Genomic DNA, 24,956 nt, shown 5'->3' with positions numbered 1-24,956 from the left:
GTAGGTCAAAAACCTGTTACTAGTTATTATTCCCATGAAAGCTTTTCTTCTTACACTCCTGTTGTCTGTTTCAATCCTTTTTGCCAATGCCCAATCTGTTGGACTTGTTCTTAGCGGTGGCGGAGCAAAAGGTCTGGCACACATTGGTGTTATTCGGGCAATGGAAGAAAACAACATCCCTATTGACTACATTTCCGGAACTTCCATGGGGGCTATTGTAGGCGGACTTTATGCTGCCGGTTACACCCCCGATGAAATGGAAGAGCTTTTTCAGTCGGAACAGTTTATGTTTTGGGCCACCGGAAAAATACAGGAAGAATACCGCTATTACTTCAGAAAACTGGAACAAACCCCGGCGTGGCTGAATCTTGATCTTCAGAAAACAGAAGATAGACTTAAGATTTTACTGCCGACCAATATTATCCCTGAAGAGCAAATTGACTTTGCCTTTATGGAGATGTTTTCATCCACCAACGCCGTGTGCAACTATGATTTTAACAACCTGATGGTTCCCTTTTTGTGCATTGCTACCGATATTTATGAGAATACAGAGGTAGAGCTGAGGAATGGCGATTTAGGAGAAGCCATCCGGGCATCCATGACCTTTCCTCTTTATTTTAAACCCATTACAATTGATGGTGTTTTGGTGTTTGACGGCGGAATTGTCAATAACTTTCCGGTTAAAAATACCATTGAAGCCTTTCAACCCGACATCATTATTGGACACAAAGTTGCCAACAACTCAAAACAACCAAGTCAGGATGACGTAATGGCGCAGCTGGAAAACATGATCATGCAGAAAACCGATTATGAAGTTCCGGAAAATAAAGGGCTTTTGCTGGAAACCTCCTTTTCCAATGTCAACTTACTTGATTTCAACAAAATTTTGACCATTGAAGAGGCCGGCTACAAAACCACGCTGGCTCAAATGGATAGCATCAAAATGCTCATAAAAAGAAGAGTTTCTCAAGAAACCCTGACACAAAAACGACGAAACTTCAATCTTCGGAAACCGGAACTGCTGTTTCAAAACATACAGGTTGAAGGCGTTACCGACCCCATGCAGCGCAAATACATCATACAGAGTGTGAAGCACAAAAACAATGTGATCAACCTGGATGAACTTCGACATGAATATTTTAAACTTGTGGCCGATCCTCAGCTCCGGTCGATCCGCCCGGTCTCCTTTTATAACAAAGAAACCGGCTATTTTGACCTACACCTGAAAGTAACGAAAGAAAAGTCGCTGGAAATCAAGTTTGGTGGCAATGTTTCAACCAAGCCCATCAACCAAGGCTTCCTGAGTCTGGACTACCTGTTTTTTGATAACCGGGCCTATACCTTGAGTACTAACATTTATTTTGGACGTTTTTACAGTTCAATAAAAGCCGGTGGACGCATTGATTTTCCCACCAGTCTTCCGTTTTACCTTTCGGGCTACCTCACCCTTAACCGCTGGGATTTTTTCACCAGCAGCAACGAATTTTTCTTTGAAGATGTAAGTTCTCCCTATATTATTCAGGATGAAAACAACGTTCGCTTCGAACTTGGTTTTCCGGTGAAAACCCATGGAAAGCTAACCCTTGGCACCAGCTTCTCATCGGCAGCAGACGCTTATTATTTTAATGAATCGATTAAAAAAGATGATAGCTCTGAAGAAACAAAGTTCGATGCTTTTTCGACCAAAATCAGCTTTGAGCGTAATTCTCAAAACTACAAGCAATATGCCACCGAAGGCTTGTCTTCGGAATTGAATTTTACTTACACCGTTGGCAGTGAGAAACACAAACCAGGCACCAATTCTCCTCTTAACCGGGAGTATAACGGCTCGCAAGATTATTACACGCTAAAGGCCAAATATGAACGCTACTACCCCATCAGCCGGAATTTCAGCTTGGGTTTTGAAGTTGATGGCGTGTTTAGCAACAAAAAGTTTCTGAATAACTATACGGCAACCATGCTCGCAGCCAATACTTTTTCACCAACTCCTTTTAGTCAAACCCTGTTTATGAAGAAATACCGGGCCAATAAATACCTGGCTTCCGGCTTAAAAACAATTTTTAACCTCAGCAACCAAATGCACTTCCGCCTTGAAGGCTATGCATTTACTCCGGCCCAGGAAATCATCCTTGGTGAGAATTTTCAGGCAGCCTATGCCTCTGATTATTTTTCAACCTTAAACCTAATGGCAATGGGAGGTCTTGTTTATCATTCCGGACTTGGGCCATTAAGTTTAACGCTGAATTATTTCGACAAAGAGAATACGAAATTTTATGTGGTGTTCAGCTTTGGCTATGTCCTTTTCAATAAACGGGGGTATTAATATAAAAAAAGGCTGTTCAGTTATAGTAATAACCAAACAGCCCAACCAATTATTTTTTTCTGTTTTTAAGATTTTCTCTTTTGATAAAACCGAACCCAGTCCACATCAAACTGATGGGAAACTGACTGGCTATCCTGAATGACCAGCGATGTTAAGTTCAAAAACATCGGATAGTCCGGAACATTGGAATTTACTGCAAACAACTCCTTGTCATTGATTTTCCAGCTAAGCTTGCCTTTTTCCCAAACCATGGAGAAAATGTACAGCTTGCCGGCTGATAAGCCCGACAAGGAAAAGTTCGCTTCTGCCTGCCCTGCTGGTGAAGCGCTCAAGCCAAACTGACTCTTGGCCCCACACTCGAATAAATTAAGCCGTGCCCCATTTTGTTCGCCTCCCAAGTAAAAAACATCCTGAAAGTTCTTATCCGGGTTATACTTAATTTTGGCTTCTAAAATACCATATTGAGCTTCAAAAATTCCACCGGTGGTCAGGCTGTCCGACGAATAATCCATTTCCTTTTCAACAAAACCCAAAACCGGGTTCCAAACCAAGCCTTTCCGCTTTTCCTTTTTGACTTGAATTCGAAGGCGTTCCCCGGCTATTTGTACATTTTTCCCATCGGCGAAAGCCTGTAAATCGCCATGTTGCGAAAAATTCTTTCCGACGGTCTTCTCGGCCCAATAATTAATGGTTTTCCATTTGGACCGATCCAACTCCGTGTTCTCAAACTGGTCCTCAAAAACCAGTTCCCAGTTTTTAGGAAAATCCAGAGCATTGGTATTCTTGTATTTTTGATAGAGCTGTATTTCCGGCTTATTTTTCAATTCCAGGTAACGCTGTTCTTCTTTGTGCTCCTGACTTTTCTCCCATTTCTTAGGGTCTTCCAGGTAGTTTTTGCGCTCTTTAAATTCGTCCGACTCAATCACAGCTTTCAGCTCATTAAAGGTACGTCGTTCCTCTGATTTCTGCATGTGCAGATAGTTCTTATAAGCTGCTGAATTGGGGTATTTCAGGAAGAACTGTACATCGGCTGATGCTTTTAGCTGCTTAAACTCTTCCCTAAGGGCTTTGCTTTCTTCTTCGGAAGCACCTGCTCCTTGTTGGATAATTCTTTCCAGTTCGAAATAACGATCCAAGTCATTTCCCTCTTTCAGATTTTCGTAGCGTTTCAAATCGGCCGAATCTGCCACCTGCAAGTATTGCTGCAAGCGTTTGTTTCGTTTTAGTTTGTTAAACTGTTTCAATTGCCGCTCTTCAGAGCTGCCTTTAAATTTCAATTTTTTCAGTTGTGCCTTCGCTTTCTTGAAAGAACCAGACTTTACTTTTTCTTCCAACAGCAAAAACTCTTTCAGTTCATCCGATTGTTCAACTTGTACAAATACATGATAATCTTTCCAAAGAGAGTCTTTTTGCGATTCGATCTTTGAAGTGGCTTTAATACCGCCAAAGGTATTTAGCAGAAACAGTTTTAGAGACATGTTGATCCTTTTTCTTCAGGTTTATGAGATTTAAAAATAATAATAAAAAAGTTAGTTAGTAACATTTTTTAGCATCTCTCAGAAAAATATTAATTTCAACACCTGAAAAACAATCCTGCACCTATGAAAATGAATAAACGTACGCTCCTCTTTCTGTTTGTTTTAAGCTTTATCTTCCACTTTCCAATCTTTGCTCAGGATTATTTCAAGGATGGTGGAGAAGCGGGAAAGACTTACCTGCTCATGGCGCATCCTACAGTAGAGAACATAAAAACCATGAAATACCTGATCGACAATAATATTCTGTTTGTAGGCGAAACAGAGATTGTTGGCGTTTACTATAGTTTCGAAAACTACAACTACAGCCAGTCGGTGGATTACATTCATGAAAATGAACTGGAGAATTTCCACCTTCAACACTTAACAGGCATGTTAACGCCGGAAAACATTTATACGGAAAATGACTTCTCGGCCAATTTTGAGATTATCTTTCAGCAAACCCTGGGCATCTTTTTCTTTGGTGGTCCCGATATTCAGCCAGCTTTATACCAGGAAGAAAATAACTATGCAGTCGTTACCGATCCTTACAGGCACTTGTTCGAGCTTAGCTTTCTGTTTCATCTTCTGGGAGGACCTCAAAACCCCGACTTTGTGCCGCTGCTGGAGCAGAACCCCAAATATTTTATTGGTGGATTTTGCCTGGGTATGCAAAGTATGAATGTGGCCACCGGTGGAACTTTGGTTCAGGATATTCCGGCTGAAGTATACGGGATTGATGAGCCGGCCGAAATTGTTCAATTGGAACAGGATAAAATACACCGGAACTACTGGCAGGAAATTTTTGAAAATGACCAGTTGATGTCTGTCAGCTTTCATCACCTGCATTTGCCGGAAGATGGTTTTTTTAGAAATGACGTGAAGTGGCGTGGAACCACCTCTCCGCCTGTACTCAGTTCTCACCACCAGGCCGTTGAAAACTTAAATGACTGCTGGGAAGTAACAGCTTGGTCAAAAGACAAAAAAGTCATTGAAGGCATTCGCCATAAAAAGTACCCCAATGTTTTTGCATTCCAATTTCATCCTGAAGATACAACCTTGTTTGCTCCGGCTGACTCCTTGCTGTTCTCTCCTTCTGATCAACCCCGAACATACAACGAACGGATTGGAGCGGAAGGGGTGAAATTTCATAAAAAGATATGGCGATTGATATCCAAATCCATTCAATAAACCGACACCTGATTATTCTACAAAAAATTCTATTTTTGCAGCTCAAATAAAATGTATGGGCTTAAAAGACGAGATTAAACGCAGAAGAACTTTTGGAATTGTAAGTCATCCGGATGCCGGAAAAACAACCCTGACGGAAAAGCTTCTGCTCTTTGGTGGCGCCATTCGCGTAGCCGGAGCTGTAAAAAGTAATAAAATCAAAAAAGGAGCCACTTCCGACTTCATGGAAATTGAGCGGCAACGGGGAATCTCGGTAGCCACTTCGGTTATGGGCTTCGAATACCGGGATTATAAAATCAATATCCTGGATACTCCGGGTCACCAGGATTTCCAGGAAGACACGTTCCGGACACTTACTGCAGTTGACAGTGTTATTATTGTCATTGATGCAGCCAAAGGTGTAGAGCCACAAACTGAAAAGTTGATGAATGTTTGCCGAATGCGGAAAACACCCGTCATTGTTTTTATCAATAAGCTCGACCGCCCAACTCAGGATACATTTGACCTGTTGGATGAAATTGAAAATCAACTTCAGATTAAAACCCGCCCTTTAAGCTGGCCCATCAACAGTGGCCCCGACTTTAAAGGCGTATATAACATATACAACCAAAGCCTTCGCCTGTTCGATGCCAATGTGCAGGAAATTGAAGAAGGAATCGCCTTTAAAGACATCAACAGTCCGGAGCTTGAAAAATACATTGGCGATGATGCCGATGAGTTACGCGAAGAACTGGAACTGGTGGAAGGCGTTTATCCCGAATTTAATCACGAAGACTACTTACAAGGTAACCTCGCTCCGGTATTTTTTGGTAGTGCCCTTTACAATTTCGGAGTTCAGGAGTTGTTGGATGCTTTTGTAGAAATAGCCCCTACTCCTCGGCCTAGCTTTACGGAAGAACGGGAAGTAAAACCAGAAGAGGATCAGTTTAGTGGGTTCATTTTCAAAATTCACGCGAATATTGACCCCAACCACCGCAGCCGAATTGCCTTCGTAAAGATCTGCTCTGGAAAGTTTGAACGAAACAAACCCTACAAACACATCCGCAGCGGAAAATCACTCCGCATATCAAGTCCCACTGCTTTTATGGCTTCTCAAAAAGAAATCATTGAAGAGGCCTATCCGGGCGATATCATTGGTGTACCCGACTCCGGAAACCTGGTTATTGGCGATTCCATTACCGGGGGTGAAGAAATTCATTTTAAAGGTCTGCCCAGCTTCTCGCCCGAACTGTTCCGCTACATTGAAAATGCGGATCCAATGAAATCGAAGCAATTAGCCAAGGGAATTGACCAGCTGATGGACGAAGGTGTTGCACAGCTGTTCACCAACCAATTTAACGGTCGAAAAATTATTGGAACCGTAGGTCAGCTTCAGTTTGAAGTAATTGAGTATCGTTTGCTGCACGAATATGGCGCAAAATGTCGCTTTGAAAACCTGCCCATGCACAAAGCCTGCTGGATTGAGTGCAGCGATCCTAAGCGTCTCCGCGAATTTAAACAACGGAAACATCAGAAAATGGCAACTGACAAACGCGGACGTGACGTATTCATGGCCGATTCCAGCTTCATTCTGCAAATGGCCCAGGATGAGTTTAAAGACATCAAGTTCCATTTTACCAGCGAATTTTAGGTAACAGGCGGACTTTTAGTCCGCTTGCCTTTCAAGGTATATTTTTCTACTTTTAGAAAAAACATGACAGACTGACTATGGAAATTCTAACCCTTAATTTTACCGATGGCGATCTGTTTTCCTATATTCTTCTGCCACTATTAATTTTCTTTGCCCGCATTAGTGATGTAACCGTTGGAACCCTTCGTATTGTGATGGTCTCCAAAGGACAAAAACTAATCGCTCCCCTGCTTGGATTTTTCGAGGTCATTATCTGGTTGATTACCATGAGTAAAATCATCCAAAACATTGACAATTGGGTCGCTTATGTTGCCTATGGTGCCGGGTTTGCAACCGGAAATTATGTTGGATTAATTATTGAAGAAAAGTTGGCTGTTGGCATTGTTCAACTTCAGATTATAACCCGAAAGAGTGCCCAGAATTTAATTGCCAAGCTAAAAGCCAGTGGCTATGGCATTACTCACCATGAAGCCCAGGGAGCTGTCGAAAAAGTCGCTGTCATCTATACCATCATCAAACGTAATGAATTAAACAAAGTGCTTGAAATCATGCGCACTTACAACCCCAACGCATTTTATTCCATTGAAGACGTCAAATCGATCGGCAAGAGCATGCCCCAACAGGTAAAAGGCAGTTTTCGGTGGCGCAAAGGGAAATAAGTTTCTTCCTTCCTGTTCCTCCTTTTAGCATTGTGTACGGAACGTTATCAAAAGCTTCAGATTCTTAAAAAACAAAAACAAAAAAGATCAATTCTTAAATAAAATTCTGATATTTGTCAGACTTTTTTAAACTTCTCAAACAAAGCTAAAATCATAACATCAAAAAATTTAATAATATGTTTAAGATTCAAACCTTAAATAAGATTGATCCTGTTGGTTTAAAAAACTTCCCTTTAGATCAATACGAAATTGCCAGTGAGTTTTCAAATCCCGATGGAATTATTGTGCGCAGCATGAAAATGCACGACATGGAATTGCCATCAAACCTGAAAGCCATTGCCCGTGCGGGAGCAGGTGTCAATAATATTCCAATTGAAAAATGCACCAACCAGGGTGTTGTTGTTTTTAATACTCCCGGCGCCAATGCCCACGCTGTAAAAGAATTAACCATTGCCGGCCTCCTGCTGGCTTCGCGCGATATTGCAGGTTCTATTGAATGGGCCAAAACATTGATTGGCAAGGGCGATGAGGTTCCTGCCTTAATTGAAGCAGGCAAGAAAAACTTTGCCGGACAAGAGATTCGTGGAAAGACGCTAGCTGTTATCGGACTGGGTGCTATTGGTGTTTTAGTGGCCAACGCCGCACAAGCTCTTGGCATGAATGTTTTAGGATATGACCCGTTTATTTCGGTAAAACATGCCTGGAAACTAAGCCGCAATGTAAAACAAGCCGAAGGCATGGAATCGTTGCTTGCTAATGCAGACTACGTAACCCTGCAAATCCCGTTAACTCCGGAAACCAAAGGTTTTATCAACAAGGATAAATTCAAGATGATGAAAGACGGCGTTCGGGTGCTCAACTTCGCGCGTGGAGGTCTGGTGAACAACCAGGATTTGGCCGCTGCTATTGAGGCAGGTAAAGTTGCACGCTACATCACGGATTTCCCCGATGAAGAAACCCTGAAAATGGACAAGGTAATTTCCATTCCTCACCTGGGAGCTTCAACGGCTGAATCGGAAACCAACTGCGCTGTGATGGCTGTTGATGAAATCAGAGAATTCCTGGAAAACGGCAATATCATTAACTCGGTAAATTTTCCTGCAGCTGAAATGGAGCGCACAGGAGGAGCACGTATTGTAGTGGCTAACAAAAACGTCCCCAATATGGTTAGCCAAATCTCGACCTTATTAGCTGGCGAGGGCTACAACATTGCCAACATGCTTAACCGCAACAAAGCAGACATTGCTTACAACATCATTGATGTTGACCGAAAAGAAGCTGATCTTTCCTTAATTGACAAAATTGGAGCAATCGATGGAGTCATCATGGTAAGAATCATTCAATAAGGATCTTACAACACAAACAGATACCGGCTCGCCTTAAGCTTTTTGCTTTATTCAGCCGGTATCTTTCTTTTTATTCTTCTCACTTCGTAAATAATCTTAATTTTGCAAGCGTTTGAAAAAACGCACTAGAACTGGATAATTTTAATTCTGGCAAAAAATAGAATCATGAGTAACAAGTTGATCGAAAAAGCTGCAGATAATGTTCGCATTCTTTCTGCCGCAATGGTTGAAAAAGCAAAATCCGGCCATCCTGGTGGTGCCATGGGCGGAGCTGATTTTGTAAGCGTATTGTATTCTGAGTTTTTGAACTACGACCCTTCAGACATGAGCTGGGCTAATCGTGACCGCTTCTTTTTGGATCCGGGACACATGTCGCCCATGTTGTATTCCATTTTGTCTTTAACAGGCAAATACAGTATGGAAGACCTGGCAAACTTCCGCCAGTGGGGAAGCGTTACCCCCGGGCATCCCGAGGTGGATGTTGAGCGCGGCGTTGAAAATACGTCTGGTCCGCTGGGACAAGGACACACCATGGCCGTTGGTGCAGCCATTGTTGAGCGCTTTATGGTAGCTCGTTTTGGCGAATGGATGGCTCATAAAACCTACGCTTTCATTTCAGACGGTGGTATTCAGGAAGAAATTTCGCAGGGAGCCGGACGAATTGCCGGATTTTTGGGATTGAGCAACCTGGTCATGTTCTATGATTCAAACGATATCCAGCTTTCAACAGAAACAGACGAGGTATCAACTGAAGATACTGCTAAAAAATACGAAGCCTGGGGATGGAATGTCCTCACAATTGATGGCAACAACCACGATGCTCTTCGTGAGGCCCTGAAAACAGCTAACGCAGAAACTGAAAAGCCAACCCTGATTATTGGTAAAACCATTATGGGTAAAGGTGCGATGACAGAAACTGGCGAAAGTTTCGAACGCAAAGTTTCAACACACGGGCAGCCTCTGGGAGCTGCAGGAGCATCATTAGACAAAACAATTGCCAACTTGGGCGGCGATCCTAAAAACCCGTTCCAAATCTTCCCTGAAGTGGAAGACTTATTCAAAAAGCGCAACGAAGAGCTAATTGCAGCAGCAGCTGTGAAGAAAGCCGAGCAAGCCGAATGGGCAAAAGCCAATCCGGAACTGGCCCAAAAACTGGGGAAATTCTACTCACAAGAAGCGCCTGAATTTGACTTTAGCAAAATCCAACAAAAAGCGGGAACAGCCACTCGTGCTGCTTCGGCAACCGTATTGGCCGCTTTTGCTGAAGAGGTTGAAAATATGATCGTATCTTCAGCTGACTTGTCAAACTCAGACAAAACCGATGGTTTCCTGAAGAAAACAACTGCTTTCAGCAAAGGTGACTTCACTGGAGCTTTCCTTCAAGCTGGTGTTTGTGAGTTAACCATGGCCTCCATCATGAATGGTATGGCCCTGCACGGCGGTGTAATTCCGGTGTGCGGTACTTTCTTTGTTTTCAGCGATTACCAAAAACCAGCTATCCGAATGGCTGCCTTGATGGAATTGCCTGTAAAATACGTATGGACACACGATGCTTTCCGCGTAGGAGAAGATGGTCCTACCCACCAGCCTGTTGAGCAAGAGGCTCAAATTCGTCTGATGGAGAAATTGAAAAACCACAAAGGTGAAAATTCAACCTTGGTATTGCGTCCGGCTGATGCAGAAGAAACAACAGTAGCCTGGAAACTGGCTTTGGAGAACACAAAAACGCCAACAGCATTAATCCTGTCGCGTCAGAACATTCCGAACCTTCCGGGTGAAAATCGTTATGCCGATGCGTTAAAATCGGAAAAAGGTGCTTACATCGTTACTGATTCTGAAGGAACACCGGATGTTATTTTGCTGGCCAGTGGATCTGAAGTTGCCACATTGGTTGCCGGAGCTGAATTACTGGAAAAAGAAAACATCAAATGCCGCATTGTTTCAGTTCCTTCCGAAGGACTATTCAGAAGCCAAACACCTGAATACCAAAATGAAGTACTGCCAGCAGGCGTGAAAAAATTTGGTTTGACTGCTGGCTTGCCTGTTAACCTTGAAGGGTTGGTTGGCGCTGATGGAACTGTTTTCGGATTGGATTCGTTTGGATTCTCAGCCCCTTACACGGTGCTGGATGAGAAATTAGGATTCAACGCACAAAACGTTTACAATCAAGTGAAAAAGCTGTTAGCTTAATCACACCACAATACATCAGAAAAGGCCGGAATAACCGGCCTTTTTTTGTTTCTTACTACAGTCCTGAGTTTTAAAGATGGACCATTAAATCCTATCGTTTTAACACAATACGGTAACGGGCGTTTCCCTTTTCAAGATGCTCGAGGGCTTCATTCACCTGGTCCATCGGAAATTCTTCGATCATTGGGTAAATGGCATGACGCTTACAGAAATCAAGCATAGTGCGTGTCAAAGCAGGACTGCCCAGCGGACTTCCACCAACCGATTTTTCCCCGATGATCAATGAGAAAGCCGGAATAGCCATGGGCTCCAGTACCGCTCCTACCGTATGAAATTTACCTTTCGGAGCCAGAGTTGACAAATAGGCATTCCAGTCAAGCGTTACATTGGTTGTGTTTAAAATGAAATCAAGCGTTCCGGCAATACTCTCCAACTGCTTCGGATCGCGCGAATTAATAACTTTAGTTGCTCCCATGGCTTTAATTTGCGCTTCCTTGTCCGGATTGGAACTGAATGCCACCACTTCACAACCCCATTTATTCAGAAATTTTAAAGCCATATGACCAAGCCCTCCAATTCCAATCACCCCCACTTTATCAGTTGGCTCTATTCCCCAATGCACAATCGGATTAAAAACGGTTATGCCTCCACATAGCAGCGGACCGGCTTTTTGACTATCCACTCCATCAGGAATAGCAATGGCCCACGACCAGTGGCACCTCACATAATCCGCAAACCCGCCATGACGCCCCACAATGGTGCCTTCAACAGTAGAACACAAGTTATGGCTGCCACTCATACATTGGTCGCAATGCATACATGACCCCGAGTTCCAGCCTAGTCCAACACGATCTCCTTCCTTAATATTTTTAACCTCCTGTCCAACACTCACCACTTCTCCAATCACTTCGTGCCCGGGAACAAACGGGTATTGCGTCATTCCCCATTCGTTGTTAAGCATACTTAAATCCGAATGGCAAATTCCGCAGTAATGAACTTTAATATCGACCTGATCCGAACCGATATCCGGCAATTCGTAAGAAAAAGGAACGAGCTTTCCTCCTGGCTCATTCGCTGCATAGGCATTTACTGTTCTCATAATATCTGTCGTTTATTATTAATAATCGGGAGTGAGCATTAAGCCACTGTCAAAAGGAGTTGATAAAATGCGGACAACCGACAACTTGAGGTATTTATATGAATAAAATCCTCGGCATGGCCTGGTGCGAAAATCCTGGCGAACAAAAACCAATAAGGGATTCCTGCTCGCTAAGAATCGTTTGAGTTACGGCTTAATGATCGCTGCCGAATCAGCCGCCTGAAAAAAATGAATTGCTTTTCCATCTTTAAAAGTCCAGGTATGTGTGGCATTGGCCTTGAACTTTTTCCCTGTAGCTTTCCAGGTTCCCGTGTAATGACCAACCATCACAATTTTATCTCCGCCATCAACGAAGTCAAAAACTTCAATTTTAAAGTTTTCATAATACTCCGGAATGAGTGCCAAAACCTCATCTACAACAGTTTGTGCGCCTACATAGCGACCATCATCGTTTACATATGGAAAACCGATACATTCTTCCCAAACAATATCTTTATGCCAAGAAGAAAGAACTCCTTTAATGTTACCAGACGCAAAATCCTGGTAGCCCTTTTTTAAAATCTCTAAATTACCCATGTTACCCATTTAAAATTTGTTTCCATTACCCCTGATTTCTCAATCTGCTTAATCTTGCAGCCGCTGGTCTTTTCCATTGCACAATCGAACTCTTTCATGCATTTCCGAGTCCAGCTAAAGCAATAGCAGTACGAATGAACACTTCATTCAACGAATAAAGAGAAGCGATTTTTGGCGAATCATACAGTTTAAGACAGGCAGTGAGTTTGAGAGAGAACGGACTATCAATCAGCCCCATAGTTTTGCAAATGAGGAATCAAGTTACGCCTTATCTAAATTAATTCAAAATAATAGGCTGATTTATTTTGAGTAAAAAAAGAAGCCTGCCTGGGGCAAATAATCATCAGTACAACACACGAAAAAAGGCCGGGATTTTTCCCGACCTTCCTATATCTTCGATAGCAGAAACGAAAGCTAAGCAAAATCAAGCTGTCGTCTATTTCCGTTTTGATTTATCTGTTGCTTATTTTACCACTTTTAACCAAGCGCTGGCCATCAGCTGAGCTCCGGCCATCGAAGGATGAACTCCGTCCCCACTCCAGTAGGTTGCCGGCGCATAGTTCATGGCCTTTTCGAAAATCTTTTGATAAGGAACAAACAAGGTTTTGTATTCGTCAGCCAATTTTTTGGCAACTTGCTGGTAAGGTCTAAATTCCTCCATCCAGTTTTCGCCAATGGCTGATCCGCCAGGAACAGAGAACGGCTCACAAATCACCAAAGTCACTTCAGGCAGGGCCTCTTTCGTGCGTTTCAGCAAAGCCCGGAAATCGTTTTCGTACACCTGCACCGTTCCTTCGTAGTTTCCGTTACGTTTGTGCCAATAGTCATTCACACCAATCAGAATACTTAAAACGTCTGGTTTCAGATCCAGGCAGTCTTCATACCAACGGTCATGCAGCTGATACACTTTATTTCCACTAATTCCTCGGTTATAAATCGTCAGGTTCTTCTCAGCCTGCTTGGTCAATAAACTCGCTCCCGCCATCAGGGCATATCCATTTCCAAAAGAACTGGCGTCATTGGGGAGCTGCCTTTCCCGGTTTCTTCCGGCATCAGTAATCGAATCGCCCTGAAAAAGAACAGTCCCATCTTGAGGCAAGATTGCAAACTGATCCTTTTTTTTCTTTTTCTTTTCAGGTACGGTGGCCGACAAAATCATTGGAATGCTGGCAATTCCGGCCGCCTGAACAGCAGAGCGTTTAAAAAATTTTCTTCTTGATAAACTCATAATTTAGTTGCGTTAGATATTTTTGAATAAACCCGACCCGTTCTGGAACCGGGACTTTGGGTGCTTCAACCAACCGCTAGCCTAGCTCCTGGTATGTCTTTTCAATTAATTTGTGAATTTGGCATGCCTCCTCAAAGGACTCCGTTCAAATCCTAACCTTGCTGTAAATATCTTTCCAGGGGGCATCAAAAAAAACACCAGAAAATAACGATATTTTTTAGCATTGTCAACCAGAAACTTTGGATTTTGAAATCTCCGATAGCGCGCAAATGCCAGTTGATCAGAAATCCCGCAGTCAGCAAAGGCCCATCCCGCCCCTTGCTACGTGTTATAACTGAATCTTCGATAAACTAAAAAAAATCATTCGCACGAAGAATTAACTGTTCCAGGCGTACCGAAATCGCCGGTTGAATAGGCAAGTGTCGATGAACACCAGCTCAAACCATCCTGAGCGGCCACTGCATCACGAACTACCGGATCAAGCTGAATAGACTTCCCTTCTCTATCAGGCACAAAACTTCCAGCCCCATAGTCTACAGAGCATATGACAAGTCCATCTGTTCCATCAGTCCCATACGTATTTAGTAAAAGTTCATCTCCTCCGTTTACCAAGCCTATACTATTGCCATACACATAATCAACACGGTCTGCTGCTAATGTAGTTCTCCCCAGAACAGCATAAGCTTCAGGAGGCAAAATCAGATCTGTTGCTATTTGATGAAATGCATTGGTTGAACCTCGTCTAAGTACAAGGTCTTTCAAATTAATTTCTTCAGCTGAATTATTAAACACCTCAATCCATTCTCCTTCAGAATCTGCTATAGCTCCAGGATTATACATGATCTCCGTAATCAGCAAATCACCAAGAGCTAATTCTCTACTACCTCCATTTGCCCCATCTGAAAAGGTAACTATTTTAGTCTCCACCATGTCTGATTGTGAAATATTGAAAAGAGCACGACCATCATCCACCGATGCATCTATATGAATTTCATAATGTTTACCCAACTGAGGACTGGTAATTGTACCGCTAATTGTTTTGGGTTGACTGGTTACTCCATCTCCAGACCTAAGTTCTGATTCAATGTTTAAAGGTCCAGCATTGAAATAGCCAGCTCTTTCCTCCCCTTTGGAGAATATTAGGCTTCCGCCTGCATTGCTCACTGTAGTGCTGTAATCGGTAAAAGAACTAATCACCTGGTCGGAATATAAAACAGTCACCATGATATTTGCCAACGAACAGGCAATATCTACTTGCGTTGTTTCTCCCTCCATTATAGTAAATGACTCAGATTCACCATAATAATAAGGAGCGTCAAATGCAGCAACTGGATTGTCCTGCGAGAAGGCAGTTGCATAGTATTCACCTGTGGATAGTTCAAGCACCTCCGGAATATCAAGCACACTACCAAAGGTCATAACAGGTTCAGTACTCCCAATACTGAATATTTCCACACCAAAATTACCTGTAGATACTGATTTCAAAGGATTGTTGACTTCTTTTATGACTAAAGACAAGCCCACTTTAAGTTTTAGTTTTCCGGTAATCTCTTCAGGTAAGGGTTCATTGTTACGGCAAGCGCTTGTTAAAAGACAAATGGTGACAACTACTATCGCGTAAATGGACTTCTGATTAATTGATTTCATGGCAGTTAAAGTTTGTTTTACAAAACAATTTATAACTCTTCCTGAAATAAGTCAAGAGTAAACTGAAATTTAGAATCATTCTAACTAACTGATTGTTAATCAAAAAAATCAAAGGAATAGCAATACTATTTAGAAGAAATAAGTTTACTGACTCTGAACTTACAGCTTGATCGTTAATAAAAATATTCTTTAGATTTTTTAAATATCCAACGTCCCTTGTGAAACAAGATTTTCTTTAAAAGAGTAAATAGAACAGTCGATAAATGACAACAGAAATTGCATCAGGAAGAATTTTATTTCATCGTAAAATATTCAGCCATAAATCCTGTTATAATTTTACCGCAGTCAATTTTTCACTACAGAACACCGAATTTGCTTAATCCCCTATGCAAGGTGCGATGAAGTCAACAACTATCTTTTTATGTTAGACGATGGAAAGCTGTTTAAAGATAATTTAACGTCAAAATCCAGATACAAATTAGGGGAATTTCAAAAAATAGTATACTTTCGTCGACCGAATCGTGTGCGAACACGGTTTTTTTATGCGTCAATTTCGTGTGCGAACACGGTTCTTTTTAAATAACTCAAAAACAATAAAATGAAGCTTAATAGACCAAACGTAAAAAATGCAGCTCAATATCCTACCCGAATTCTTCAGTTTGGAGAAGGTAATTTCTTAAGAGCCTTTGCCGATTGGATGGTACAAAAAATGAATAATGAAATCGGGTTTAACGCCGGAATTGATGTCGTTCAACCCCTTCCCGGTGGCATGGTGGATTTGCTGAACCAGCAAGACGGTCTGTATCATGTTTACCTGAAAGGAATTAAAAACGGGAAACCGGTTAAGGAATATGAATTTATTCAATGTTTGAATAAAGGGATCAATCCATACACCGAATTCGAAACGTATCGCGAATCCGTTGTTAATCCGGATTTACGCTTTGTGATTTCGAATACCACGGAGGCCGGTATTGCTTATGATCCAACTGACACATTGGACATGAAGCCCCAAAAATCTTTCCCTGCTAAAGTAACGGCTCTGCTTTACGAGCGCTTTAAGGCTTTTGAAGGTGCTCAGGACAAAGGACTCATTTTCTTCACCTGCGAATTGATTGACCGCAATGGTGATATGCTGAAAAAATATGTGTTGCAACATGCCGACAACTGGCAGCTGGGCAATACATTCAAGCAATGGGTGGACACAGCCTGTGCATTTTGCAACACGTTGGTCGACCGCATTGTACCCGGATTCCCGAAAGATGATATCAAAGAAATTCAAGCCGAGCTGGGCTACGAAGACAACTTGGTTGTTGTGGGCGAATATTTTCACCTGTGGGTGATTGAGGCGCCCGAGTGGGTTGCCGATGAATTTCCTGCTGCCAAAGCTGGTCTTGATGTAAAATTTGTAAAAGATATGACCCGTTTCCGCGAACAAAAAGTTCAGGTACTCAACGGCTGCCACACCGGAAGCTATGCGGTATCGTATTTAAGTGGTATTGAAACGGTGCGCGAAGCTTATGAGAATCTGGAGACAGGAAGTTTCATGAAAGAATTGGTTTACGATGAAGTTTTGACGGTTCTGGATGGTTCTGAAAAAGAATTGAAAAACTTTGCCGGTAAAATTCTGGAGCGCTTTTCAAACCCTTACATTCGTCACCAATGGCAAAGTATTGCTCTGAATGCCATGTCGAAATGGGAAACACGTAACCTCCCCTCTTTACGCAATTTTGTGAAGCTTCATAACATGCTGCCACAAAAGCTGGTATTCTCGCTGGCTGCTATGATTGCCTATTTCAAAGGCGAAGCTGAAGGTAAGAGCTACCCTATTCAGGAAGATCAGTGGATTCTGGATTTTTACAAAGAAGCTTGGGAAGCCTGCGATGGCCGTCCAATTTCAATTTACCAGTTAGTTGAAAAAGTGCTGGCTCTGGACAAAGTCTGGAAACAAAACCTGAATGAAATTCCAAACTTAACAATCACCGTTAGTCACTACCTTTTCCTGATTCAGCAGGTAGGCATGAAAAAAGCTGTAAAAGCTGTGCTGAGCGAAAATAACCCGCTGATGGAAATGACCATCGAAGGAAAAGCCAAAGAAGCTGAGGCTACAATTAATTAGGAAAACATGGCAAATACCATTAAAATAAATGCGCAGGACAACGTTGTCATCGCATTAAAAGACTTTTCTGCCGGAGAGTTCATCGAACTGGAAGATCAGAAAATCACCTTAAAAACGGATGTTCCACGAGGACATAAAATTGCACTGGAACCCATCACAGAGGGAGACAACATCATGAAATATGGTGTCCCCATTGGACATGCCACCGAAGCGATTCAGGCCGGTGACCACGTTCATGTGCACAACACAAAAACCAACTTGTCAGGAACAATGGAGTATAAGTTCAATCAAAAATTGAATTCCCTGCAAGCTGTGGAAGAAGAGCGAAGCTTTAAAGGTTTCCAACGAAGCAATGGTCAGGTTGGTATCCGCAACGAGCTGTGGATTGTACCAACCGTGGGCTGTGTAAATGGGCAGGCCGATCAGGTCATTAGCCAGTTTAAGGCCAGCCATCCGGCAAACGACATTGATAATGTGCAGGTATTCCGACACAGTTATGGCTGTTCTCAATTGGGTGATGACCATGAAAACACCCAGAAGGCTCTGGCCAACCTCATCAACCATCCCAATGCCGGCGGTGTGCTGGTGATGGGCTTAGGATGTGAAAACAATCAAATCAGCCATCTCAAAAAGTTTATTGGTGATTACGATGAGCAGCGTATCAAGTTTTTGGTAGCTCAGGAAGTTGAAGATGAAGTGGAAAAAGGGCTGCAGCTTTTGGAAGAGTTGTACGAGGTTATGCGTTACGATCAACGCACTGATTGTCCGGTTTCAGCCTTAAAAATTGGTCTGAAATGTGGGGGGTCTGATGGCTTGTCCGGAATTACAGCTAACCCGCTGGTTGGGTCGCTTTCCGACTTCCTGATCGCCCGCGGAGGTACCACCATTCTGACGGAAGTACCGGAAATGTTTGGAGCCGAACACTTGCTGATGGAGCGCTCGGCCAACAAGGAAGTCTTTGACAAAACAGTTCATCTGATTAATGACTTTAAAGAATATTACCTGAGACACAAGCTTCCGGTATACGAAAACCCATCACCGGGGAATAAGCAGGGAGGTATTACCACACTCGAAGATAAATCGCTGGGATGTACCCAAAAAGGAGGAACAGCAACCATTGTTGATGTGCTGGGCTATGCTGAACCACTGCGCAAAAATGGGTTAAACCTGCTTTCGTCACCGGGTAACGATTTGGTTGCCGCCTCTGCACTTGGCTTCAGCGGATGCCAGTTGGTACTGTTCACCACCGGACGTGGCACCCCTTTCGGTAGCTTTGCTCCAACCATGAAAATAGCCACGAACACAGCACTTTACGAGAAGAAAACAAACTGGATTGACTTTAATGCAGGAAAACTTCTTGAAGGTTGTTCCATGGAAGAATTGACCAACGAATTATTTAACGAAATAATTTTCGTCGCAGAAGGTAAAAAATTAAAACATGAGCTTAGCGGGTTCAAAGAAATTGCTATCTTTAAAACCGGAATAACCCTGTAAAAGATTAAAATATCCCCTCGGGTAGGGGTAGTTAGTAGTAATTGAGTAGTAGTAGTAAAAATCCCTTCGGAGTGCCGGAGGGATTTTGTTTTATATAGCTGCCCCTACTTAATGACAAAAAATAATGCCTGCTAAATTACTTTAACAGGCATTACTCCAATGTTCAGCCACTCCCCTCTTTTCCTGAAAGAGAAAAAATGGACCTGACAGATGCTCAATTACTCGGCTAACAATTTATCAGCCATCGCATTGGCCATTTCAATGCATTCCTGGTACTTATCTTTTTTCAAAGCGCCTTTTTCTTCTACGGGTTGGTATACCAAATCCCAGTTAATTTTTTCAGCAAACTTCATCAGGTTTTTCACACCACCACCATTCCAGGCAAAGTTACCAAACACGCCCAGGTAATGATCTTTAACTCCCATATGTTCAATGGTTGTCAGCAAGGTTTGCACATTGGGGAACATGGCATTGTTGTAGGCACAGCTTCCAACAATAAACCCTTTGTATTTAAAAATATCGTTGATGATGTATGAATCGTGCGTTTTAGATGAATCGTAAACACGAATGTTTTTAATTCCACGCTCACTTAGCTGACGAGCAATTACCTCAGCCATTTTTTGCGTATTTCCATACATCGAGCCATACACAATCACCACCCCTTTTTCAGTATCGTAGGTGCTCCATTTGTTGTAACGGCTCAGCACCCAATCCAAATCCGTACGCCAGATTGGTCCGTGTGTAGCCGCAATCATCTGGATATCCAAAGGAGCCAGTTTTTTGATGGCGCGCTGCGTATGTGGGCAGTATTTACCGACAATGTTGGTGAAGTAACGCATGATTTCAACCTCATAAAAATCCAGGTTAATTTCATCGTCAAAAACACCACCATCCAAAGTTCCGTAGCTACCAAAGGCATCACCCGAAAACAGAATTTTGTTGGTTTCATCATAAGTCACCATCGTTTCGGGCCAGTGCACCATCGGAATGGTTTGAAATTGAAGCTTCACTTTTCCAAGATCCAGAGTTGATCCGTCGTTTACCTCCAACGTATTTTCAGGTTTGAAGTAAAAACTTTCCACAAAACCGAATGTCTTTTTATTTCCAATCAGCGTAATATTCGGATACTTGGTTTTTACGGCTTTGATGGCTCCTGAGTGATCCGGTTCCATGTGATTGATGATCAAATAATCAACCTGACGGTCACCAATCAATGTTTCAATCTGATCCAGGTAATCATCAATGAACTGACGCTCTACCGTATCAACCAAAGCGATTTTCTCATCAACAATTAAATACGAGTTGTACGAAACGCCGTGAGGAATTGGCCAGATGTTTTCAAACAAGGTCGTTCTTCGGTCGTTATAACCTAAGTAGTAAATATTTTCAGCAAGCTTAACCTGATGCATAATTATCTATTTTTTTAAAGTCATTCTTCGGGTCACGAAAATAACGAATTTAGCTCAGAACTGAACCTCCGGGCTTTCAATTCTTCAAAAATTAAGGTAAAACTCACACTGCCGAAAAGTCCCAGAAAAGATTATTTTTGTAGCCTAACAACGAAATTAGAGAAGATATAATGGATTTGAAATCGACTAATCGTTTACACCTTTTTCCAAAGCTCAACAAATGGGTGCTTATTTTTTTTGCGGCCGCGTTTATCGTTGCCGGACTGCGTGGCTACCAGCTTTTCCAATACATTTTTGCTGAAAACGTGAAACAGCCCGGAAGCATTACCATTCCCAAGGAAGCGACCTTCCAGGATGTGCTGGATTCGCTGAATGCACATCAAATTTTAGAAAATGAGAAGGCCTTTCGATGGGTGGCTAAGAAGAAGAACTACCCTGCCTCCATCAAAAAAGGGAAATATGTTTTCAACCGGGGCATGAACACCAATCAGATTGTGAACATGTTGCGGGCAGGCAATCAGAAACCGGTAACCGTTACCTTCAACAACCTGCGTTTTATAGATGAGCTGGCCGGTTCAATTGCTCAGCGCCTGGAGCCGGATTCCATTGAGTTTCTGACTTACCTGAACGACAGCAATGTTATTGCAGCAAATGGGTTTGACCGCTACTCGTTTCACGCCATGTTTATCCCAAACACCTATGAATTTTACTGGACCACAACTCCGGAACAATTCGTTGAACGCATGCACTCGGAATACCAGCGTTTCTGGAACAAGGATCGTTTGGCCAAGGCTGAAGCCCTGGGCCTAACTCCGGTCCAAGTTTCAACCGTAGCCTCCATTGTTCAGGAAGAAACCATTAAAGCCGATGAAAAGCCCCGAGTGGCTGGCCTCTACCTGAATCGTATTAAGCGGGGCATGCTTTTGCAAGCCGACCCAACCATTAAGTTTGCTGTGGGTGATTTCAGCATCAAGCGCGTGCTGAACAAACACCTTGAGGTCGATTCGCCCTACAACACCTACAAGCATGCAGGACTACCTCCGGGTCCCATCAACTTTCCGGAAATATCAAGCATAGAAGCCGTGCTGAATGCGGAAAGTCACAGCTACTTGTACATGTGCGCCAGCGACGAATTTAACGGATACCATAACTTTGCACGCACGCTTCGGGAACACAACAAGAATGCCCGTCGTTACCAGCAAGCCTTGAATGCAAAGAAAATATGGAAATAACTTTCAGGCATAGTTTGGCAACGGGAAATGCCCGCGCAAACAAGCTTTCCTAAGACGAAAAAAGCGGAATTGTAGATACAATTCCGCTTTTTTCATTTAACATGCGTAAAGCTTCGTTTGCCAATCTTCAATTTTAATATTGATGAAAAGCGTCTGATATAAATGACAGGACTACTGGCAATGACTCGCGCCAGTAAGTCCAGGTGTGACCTCCTTGCCGAATGCGAAATTCATGCGGAATTCCTTTTTTACGCATGGCAATGTGCACCAGTGAATTTCCTTCAAACAGAAAATCATCATCGCCGCAATCAATAAACCAGCGCACCGCGTTTTTTTGATCTTCCGGCATGCTCTCAATTAAAGCCAAGGCACTGTACTTTTGATAGTAAGCTTCGATTTCCTCATCCGTAGCGCCCGTTTCACCCCAGCGCTCATAGTATTTCCGGGCATCTGCTTTAGTTACCGGCCCCATGGCTGCACTCAACGGACAAGCCGACGAAAATAACTCAGGATGATGCATGGCGTACATGAAAGTACCGCCACCACCCATGGAGAGTCCGGCAATGGCCCGGTAGCGCTTTTCACTTTTAATCCGGTATTTCTTTTCTACATGAGGCATCAACTCACTGAAAAAGAAATCTTCGTAACGCCAGTCTCCTTTGATGTTGTTAAAATAACCACGCTGCCCCGTATTGGCATCCGGCATAACAATAATCATCGCTGTGGCCGAACCGTTCAGAATGGCTTCATCAGCAATACGCAACACTTCGCCAAACTGAACCCAGCCCGTCTGATCATCACCTGCTCCATGAAGCAAATACAAAACCGGATAGCTGCGCTCCGAAGTTTCATAATCAGGTGGCAGATAAATGGCGTAGTTGCGATCCATATTCAGGATCTCACTTTTTAAAGAAAGCTTGTCGAATACTTTTCCAGTTTGTGCAAACAGGGATGCAGACAAACCCAAGAAAAGCAGTGTGAAAAAATTTCTCATCATGATTTCTATAGTTGGTTTACAATCGAAAGATACAATTTCGTTGGCAAAAGAGAAGACAGCATGTCGTTAAACAGTCCAATTCTCCGTTTAACCGATCTTTAACCGGTTACAAAATGTTGGCCTCGGGCTCAAGCTCAACCCCAAACCGATCGGCTACGGAACTTTTGATTCGTTCAGCAAGCTGAAACAACTCCTCTCCCGTGGCCGAACCGTAATTCACCAACACCAGCGCCTGATGCTCATGCACGCCGGCATCGCCCTCCCGAAAGCCTTTCCATCCACACTGCTCAATCAACCATCCAGCGGCCAGTTTAACCTTTCCGTCTTCTGCCGGATAAGCAGGCATTCCCGGGTAATCTGCCTTCAGCTTTTCAGCCAGTTCGGCATCTACCACCGGATTCTTAAAAAAACTTCCGGCATTGCCCAATTCCATCGGATCCGGAAGTTTGGACTGACGAATAGCAACCACTGCCTCACGAACGTGCAAAGGATGCAGTTCGCCGCGTTTTTCCACTTCAGCTTTCAGGCTGCCATAATCCAGCTTAAATTCCGGAAATTTCTCCAGGCGAAAAACAACAGAAGAAACGATGAAGCGGTTTTTCAATTCATTCTTGAAAATACTGTTCCGATAAGCAAACCGACACTCTTCGGCCGGAATGGAATAGCTGGTCATGGTTTCCAGATCAAAGCCATTCACTGTATCAATGTAGTCTTTCACTTCTACTCCATAAGCCCCAATATTCTGGACAGGTGCTGCTCCCACAGTTCCCGGAATCAGCGATAAGTTTTCCAGTCCATAAAATTCAGACTTCACACAATAATCCACAAAACGATCCCAATCTTCACCGGCGCCAACCTCCAACCACACCTGGTTTCGGGTTTCACGCACCACTTGCACCCCCGGCACATTAGGATGAATAACCAAGCCATCGAAATCATGCACTAAAAGCAGGTTGCTTCCTCCACCAAGTAACAAAAGCTGCTCTTCCCGCCAGCTGGTATTTTGTTCCAGAAACTCAGTCAAATCGTCTAATTCAGTGAACTCAAAAAAGAAACGGGCTTTGGCATCAATGCCAAATGTATTGTAGTTTTTTAAGGAAAAGTCTTCAAAAAAGCGGATCATAGAATTTTTTGGGCAAAGATAATAGAAGCTGTTTCAATTTCGTTTATTTTGTAAAAAAGTAAAAAGCCCGTTGAAAAAAGTTATTCTTTCTGTTACGAATGATTTAGTTACCGATAGCCGGGTGCATAAAGTAGCTCTTACCCTCCTGAAGATGAATTTTAAGGTGGTGCTGGTTGGACGCAAACTTCCCGGTAGCTCCAAGTTGGGTCATCGTCCCTATAAAACCAAACGTCTCAAGCTTTTCTTCAAAAAAGGCCCGCTTTTTTATGCCGAATACAACATCCGGCTCTTTTGGTTTTTACGCCTTCGGAAAGGAGATGTCTTTTTAGCCAATGACCTGGATACCTTACCGGCCAATTTCCTGATTTCAAAACTAAAAGGAAAGCCCCTGGTTTACGACAGTCACGAGCTATTTACAGAAGTGCCGGAGTTGCTTAACCGCCCTGGGAAAAAAGCCTTTTGGCGGGCCATTGAAAGACTCATTCTTCCTAAAATTTCAAAAGCCTACACGGTATCTGAGTCCATTGCCCGCTTGTATCAAAAAAAGTATGGCACCCCTTTTCGGGTGGTTCGCAACCTGCCCCACCGCGAAGAACTATTAATGGTTCCGCCAGAAAAAAGCCTGACTGCAGATGAGCGAAAACTGATTCTCTATCAAGGCGCTTTAAACATTGGGCGCGGGCTTGAATATGCAATCAAAGCCATGCAACACCTCAAAGGCGCTCGTTTGTTGATTGTCGGAGATGGCGACATTACCCTGCCATTGAAAAAGCTGGTTGCCGACCTAAAGCTGGCTGACCGGGTTAGCTTTATGGGCAAAATCCCTTTGCAGGAACTCAAATACCTCACAGCACAAGCACACCTGGGCTTATCCATCGAGGAAGACTTGGGGCTGAATTACCGCTATGCACTCCCCAACAAGTTGTTCGACTACATCCAGCAGCAGGTGCCCGTTTTGGTAAGCAACCTGCCGGAGATGAGAGCCATTGTGGAAGCTTACCAGATCGGGATGATTCTGGAGAAACATGATCCTGAAGTTTTAGCCAAACAGCTTCAGGAGGCCTTGTTTAACCGCGACCTCCGCGAACAATGGATTGAAAATCTTCCACTGGCTGCCCGCGATTTGTGCTGGGAACACGAAGAAAAAATACTCGAAGATATCTTTCGTGACCTTCGCTGATA

At 43.1% G+C, this 24,956-nt stretch carries 18 protein-coding genes; 10 read left to right on the top strand and 8 right to left on the bottom strand.

Annotation, left to right across the window (positions count from 1 at the left end; translation table 11 throughout):
- Positions 1–34 precede the first annotated feature (34 nt).
- Positions 35–2,323 carry a patatin-like phospholipase family protein gene (locus Q1A18_RS04095; protein ID WP_299577650.1) on the top strand — a complete coding sequence of 763 codons (2,289 nt, stop codon included), beginning with the start codon at positions 35–37 and terminating at the stop codon, positions 2,321–2,323.
- 65 nt (positions 2,324–2,388) lie between these two features.
- Here Q1A18_RS04095 and Q1A18_RS04090 read toward each other — a convergent pair whose 3' ends face one another.
- The gene (locus tag Q1A18_RS04090) at positions 2,389–3,801 is read right to left on the bottom strand and encodes a glycoside hydrolase family 16 protein (protein ID WP_299577649.1); all 1,413 of its coding nucleotides are present in this window, start codon (positions 3,799–3,801) and stop codon (positions 2,389–2,391) included.
- Between the two features lie 123 nt (positions 3,802–3,924).
- Between Q1A18_RS04090 and Q1A18_RS04085 the strand changes: the two genes are divergently transcribed.
- The 5 genes from Q1A18_RS04085 to Q1A18_RS04065 all read left to right on the top strand — a co-directional run bounded on the left by Q1A18_RS04085 (position 3,925) and on the right by Q1A18_RS04065 (position 10,853).
- Entirely contained in the window at positions 3,925–5,028 is a 1,104-nt protein-coding gene (locus Q1A18_RS04085) for a gamma-glutamyl-gamma-aminobutyrate hydrolase family protein (RefSeq protein ID WP_299577648.1), read from the top strand.
- Between the two features lie 55 nt (positions 5,029–5,083).
- On the top strand, positions 5,084–6,658 hold the full coding sequence (locus Q1A18_RS04080) for a peptide chain release factor 3 (RefSeq protein WP_299577647.1): 1,575 nt from the start codon (positions 5,084–5,086) through the stop codon (positions 6,656–6,658).
- A 77-nt stretch (positions 6,659–6,735) separates the two neighbouring features.
- On the top strand, positions 6,736–7,317 hold the full coding sequence (locus tag Q1A18_RS04075; protein ID WP_299577646.1) for a DUF2179 domain-containing protein: 582 nt from the start codon (positions 6,736–6,738) through the stop codon (positions 7,315–7,317).
- A gap of 176 nt (positions 7,318–7,493) precedes the next feature.
- Positions 7,494–8,663 carry a phosphoglycerate dehydrogenase gene (locus Q1A18_RS04070; protein ID WP_299577645.1) on the top strand — a complete coding sequence of 390 codons (1,170 nt, stop codon included), beginning with the start codon at positions 7,494–7,496 and terminating at the stop codon, positions 8,661–8,663.
- 165 nt (positions 8,664–8,828) lie between these two features.
- Positions 8,829–10,853: a transketolase gene (locus Q1A18_RS04065; protein ID WP_299577644.1), complete on the top strand. Its 2,025-nt coding sequence runs from the start codon at positions 8,829–8,831 to the stop codon at positions 10,851–10,853.
- Positions 10,854–10,944: 91 nt separating this feature from the next.
- Here Q1A18_RS04065 and Q1A18_RS04060 read toward each other — a convergent pair whose 3' ends face one another.
- The 4 genes from Q1A18_RS04060 to Q1A18_RS04045 form a co-directional block, all read right to left on the bottom strand.
- A complete protein-coding gene (locus Q1A18_RS04060; protein ID WP_299577643.1) occupies positions 10,945–11,952 on the bottom strand; it encodes an NAD(P)-dependent alcohol dehydrogenase in 1,008 nt (335 codons plus the stop codon).
- Positions 11,953–12,138: 186 nt separating this feature from the next.
- Positions 12,139–12,528: a nuclear transport factor 2 family protein gene (locus Q1A18_RS04055; protein ID WP_299577642.1), complete on the bottom strand. Its 390-nt coding sequence runs from the start codon at positions 12,526–12,528 to the stop codon at positions 12,139–12,141.
- Positions 12,529–12,991: 463 nt separating this feature from the next.
- Entirely contained in the window at positions 12,992–13,756 is a 765-nt protein-coding gene (locus tag Q1A18_RS04050; RefSeq protein WP_299577640.1) for an SGNH/GDSL hydrolase family protein, read from the bottom strand.
- A 360-nt stretch (positions 13,757–14,116) separates the two neighbouring features.
- Positions 14,117–15,403 carry a DUF4493 domain-containing protein gene (locus tag Q1A18_RS04045; protein ID WP_299577638.1) on the bottom strand — a complete coding sequence of 429 codons (1,287 nt, stop codon included), beginning with the start codon at positions 15,401–15,403 and terminating at the stop codon, positions 14,117–14,119.
- Positions 15,404–16,001: 598 nt separating this feature from the next.
- Between Q1A18_RS04045 and Q1A18_RS04040 the strand changes: the two genes are divergently transcribed.
- Complete coding sequence (locus Q1A18_RS04040; protein WP_299577636.1) at positions 16,002–17,519, top strand: tagaturonate reductase; 1,518 nt, start codon at positions 16,002–16,004, stop codon at positions 17,517–17,519.
- Between the two features lie 6 nt (positions 17,520–17,525).
- Positions 17,526–19,013: an altronate dehydratase family protein gene (locus tag Q1A18_RS04035; RefSeq protein WP_299577635.1), complete on the top strand. Its 1,488-nt coding sequence runs from the start codon at positions 17,526–17,528 to the stop codon at positions 19,011–19,013.
- Between the two features lie 218 nt (positions 19,014–19,231).
- Here Q1A18_RS04035 and Q1A18_RS04030 read toward each other — a convergent pair whose 3' ends face one another.
- Positions 19,232–20,422: an FprA family A-type flavoprotein gene (locus Q1A18_RS04030; RefSeq protein WP_299577634.1), complete on the bottom strand. Its 1,191-nt coding sequence runs from the start codon at positions 20,420–20,422 to the stop codon at positions 19,232–19,234.
- Positions 20,423–20,592: 170 nt separating this feature from the next.
- Between Q1A18_RS04030 and mltG the strand changes: the two genes are divergently transcribed.
- Positions 20,593–21,654, top strand: coding sequence for an endolytic transglycosylase MltG (gene mltG, locus Q1A18_RS04025; RefSeq protein WP_299577632.1), 1,062 nt, complete (start codon positions 20,593–20,595; stop codon positions 21,652–21,654).
- A 133-nt stretch (positions 21,655–21,787) separates the two neighbouring features.
- Here the strand turns inward: mltG and Q1A18_RS04020 are convergent, their stop codons facing one another.
- On the bottom strand, positions 21,788–22,651 hold the full coding sequence (locus Q1A18_RS04020; protein WP_299577630.1) for an alpha/beta hydrolase family protein: 864 nt from the start codon (positions 22,649–22,651) through the stop codon (positions 21,788–21,790).
- Between the two features lie 106 nt (positions 22,652–22,757).
- Positions 22,758–23,774, bottom strand: coding sequence for a UDP-N-acetylmuramate dehydrogenase (murB, locus tag Q1A18_RS04015; RefSeq protein ID WP_299577628.1), 1,017 nt, complete (start codon positions 23,772–23,774; stop codon positions 22,758–22,760).
- Between the two features lie 70 nt (positions 23,775–23,844).
- Between murB and Q1A18_RS04010 the strand changes: the two genes are divergently transcribed.
- Positions 23,845–24,954 (top strand): glycosyltransferase, encoded by a 1,110-nt coding sequence (locus tag Q1A18_RS04010; RefSeq protein ID WP_299577626.1) that lies wholly within the window; start codon positions 23,845–23,847, stop codon positions 24,952–24,954.
- Positions 24,955–24,956: the final 2 nt, after the last annotated feature.

Origin of the sequence: uncultured Sunxiuqinia sp. (assembly GCF_947495665.1) — a bacterium.
Classification (GTDB): Bacteria; Bacteroidota; Bacteroidia; order Bacteroidales; family Prolixibacteraceae; genus Sunxiuqinia; species Sunxiuqinia rutila.
This window is presented reverse-complemented; position numbering and strand designations above follow the sequence as displayed.